This is a genomic window from Clostridium sp. BL-8, from assembly GCF_002006495.1.
Lineage (GTDB): Bacteria > Bacillota > Clostridia > Clostridiales > Clostridiaceae > Clostridium.
In genome coordinates, this window is the sequence record NZ_LZZL01000177.1 from 1 (window position 1) to 2,926 (window position 2,926).

A 2,926-nucleotide genomic window follows, 5' to 3' on the forward strand; every position below is an offset into this window, starting at 1 on the left:
TTCAACATCAGCATGAAGGCTTAAAGCATCATCGCCGTTAGTTGAGCTTCTAGTTCTAACATGCTTAATTAAGTCATTTATATTATTTTTTATTGCATTAGTAGCATAAGCAACAAATTTATGCTTCTCCAGATTGTATAAAGAAACACATTTAAAAAGTGACTGATAGCATTCGTTCTTAAGGTCATTTCTATCATATCCATCTATAAAAGTTCTATTTGAAATATTAATTATTAAAGGTCTAAATTCATTAGCTAATTTTTCTTTTGATATCATATCTCCATTTTTACATTTGCAAACTAAGCTTTCAATATAATCAAAATCCATATAGACCTCCTTAATTTATAAAATAGGCTATAGCAAGCATGATAAAATCAACCTCTACATTTAGTATATATGACAAAACCACATATATCTCATAAGGAGGTGTATAAAAAATGAGTAATTTTATAATAGCAGTAGGTCATACTGCAAGTGGGAATGTTGGATGTGGTGTTATTGATAAGTTAGATGAAAGTTAATGCACTCGTGAGATTGGAACTTTAGTTGCACAGTATTTACAGGAAAAAGGTTATGGAGTCAACTTACTTAGAATTGATGAGAGTAATAGCTATAGCTGCCAGGACTGCTATGAAAGAGCAAATGAAGCTAATGACATAGCTAAAACAACAGATATTGAGTTGTATGTTGAAATTCATATTAATGCAGGGGGAGGTAGTGGTCCAGAAGTATTAGTTGCTGGAAAATCAGAAGTAGCAAATCAATATGCAGATAAAGTAGTTAATGCATTATCAGGTACTTTAAATTTACCTAACAGAGGCATAAAAACAAGAAACCTAATTGTTCTTAATGAAACTGTAATGCCAGTAATATTAGTTGAGTGTTTATTTGCTGATAGTGATGATGTAGATAAATATGATCCAGAAGTTATTGCAAAAGCTATTGTTAATGGATTAGTTGGAGCAGAGGATTCTAGTAATGTAGAATGGAAACTTGGTTGGAATTGTAATGATGTTGGGTGGTGGTATTGCATCTGTTTAGAAAACAAAAGCTATTATTCATCAAAAGATGGATGGCAGGAAATAGGCGGTGAATGGTATATCTTTAATGATAAGGGATATGCTTTGCAGGATTCCTGGTACCATGATGAAAATAATAATAACTGGTATTACTTAGGGGATGATTGTAAAATGGTTCGAGGGAATAAGGATAAGCCATTGTGGAAGTGGATTGATAGTTCATGTTATGCATTTGATGAGCATGGAAAGATGTATTCTAATTGTGTTACACCAGACGGATATAGTGTTGATAAGAGCGGAAAGTGGATAAAAAACACTAAAAAATGAAAGAAAACCTGATAAATTTTATCTAAAAATGACATTATCTTTATCTTGGAATGTATCATTAGATTTTGAATAGTTTAATGAGACATATTAAGATAAAGACAATTTCATTATTTAAGGATGATAGTTTATGATTTATAAATATGAGAGAATTAGTATAAGAAAGCAGAGTGTAGGCAGGCAAGAAATGGTTTTTGATAAGTTAGGAATTACTTTTGATAAGACTTATTCGAATAAAATAAGCAGAAAGAGTATTGATAGGCCTGCATTAAATAAATTGAAATTAGAGGTCAATAATGACGATATAATTTATTGTGAAAGCATAAGTATGTTAGGAAGAAATGTTGATGATCTTAGAAGAACGTGTGATTATTTTAAGAATAAAGGTGTTACAGTTTATTTCGTTAAAGAGAGGATAAATACAGAAGGTGACGGCTATAAGTTTATATTAACTATCCTTGGAGCAGTTGCAGAGATGGAGAGAGAAAATACAGTTGAAAGAGTGCAGCAAGGAGTTACAAGGTGTATTGAAACGGGAACAACTAAAACTGGCAGATGGTTTGGTAGAGAAGAAAAGAAAGCTGAAAATCTGCCAAAAGAGTTTAAAAAATATTATATTAAGATGATTAATAAAGAGTTGAGTAAAGTTGAAATGGTTAAATTATTGGATTGTGGTAGGGCAACGTTATACAGATGGATTAAATTGTATAAAGAAAAAGAATAGATTTAGGTAAAGTAAGCATAAAGGATTTTTTGTATATATTAAAACAGGTATGACTAATTTTTGATTAAATTTAGGCTACCTGTTTATCTAGAGAATTTCTTTATTTAAATCTTTCTGTATATAGATTATTTACCCACCCTATGTGAGTTTGATTTAAGCTATCGGTATATATAATATAGATCCAATTTTTAAATCTTTTCTTCTTATTTATACTATTATCAGGTAATAATCCTATTATGTCTCCTGCATTAACCTTAATCATTTCATAAGAAGTTCTCTTGTGGGTATTTCGGATTGAAATATTATCTTGATTTATATATCTATAACGAATTTTAATTTCATTCTTAAGATAATAGTAATTCTCGTTAAGAAATTTGTTAGTATTTTTTTTAGCACTTTTTAAATCACAATTATTATTTGTATTAATGTTACTAAATATGCTTTTTATATGTGTTTCTACATTGTTATATATTGGACTTAAAAAAACTGTAGAAATTAAAAAAGTGAATACAATTTTTAAGATAAAAGCATATATTGGATTTCTTTCGGCATATATGTCCCATTTTTCTTTTAAGCTTTGTTGCCAGTTTAATTCTTTAGTAATTTCTCCTTCGTTTCCTATTTTATTCTCCGTTTCAAATGTATCTATTGCAAATAATGTAGCTTCTTGAATTACAGTATCACTATAGTCATTTAAATCAAAATTAGCTAAATTTATATTTTCAAGCTTTTCGAATAAAGTTTCATATACGGAATCAATTTTTATAAGATTATCATAATTAAATGATTTATTCATCTTCTCGGATAAAGTTTCATATGCAGAATTAATTTTTGTAAGGGTATCATAGTTAAGTGATTT

The 2,926-nt window shown here is 28.8% G+C and carries 3 protein-coding genes and 1 pseudogene; 2 read left to right on the top strand and 2 right to left on the bottom strand.

Going from position 1 to position 2,926, the window contains the following annotated elements; genetic code table 11:
• Window positions 1-327 (bottom strand): sigma factor (locus tag CLOBL_RS26905; RefSeq protein WP_143323973.1); only part of this gene is annotated, 327 nt, incomplete at its 3' end.
• A 110-nt stretch (window positions 328-437) separates the two neighbouring features.
• Here CLOBL_RS26905 and CLOBL_RS26910 point away from each other — a divergent pair.
• Window positions 438-1,346: pseudogene (locus CLOBL_RS26910) on the top strand (N-acetylmuramoyl-L-alanine amidase).
• A gap of 127 nt (window positions 1,347-1,473) precedes the next feature.
• Window positions 1,474-2,067, top strand: a complete 594-nt coding sequence (locus CLOBL_RS26915; protein ID WP_077861801.1) for a recombinase family protein — start codon at window positions 1,474-1,476, stop codon at window positions 2,065-2,067.
• A gap of 100 nt (window positions 2,068-2,167) precedes the next feature.
• On the opposite strand, the gene CLOBL_RS28325 is transcribed toward CLOBL_RS26915, so the two are convergent.
• Window positions 2,168-2,926, bottom strand: a 759-nt coding sequence (locus CLOBL_RS28325; RefSeq protein ID WP_179117851.1) for a hypothetical protein, incomplete at its 5' end; no start/stop codon positions are given.

What these genes read in the sequence shown, in the direction of transcription:
- CLOBL_RS26915 (WP_077861801.1), top strand. Translation starts at nt 1,474, where the DNA reads ATGATTTATAAATATGAGAGAATTAGTATAAGAAAGCAGAGTGTAGGC.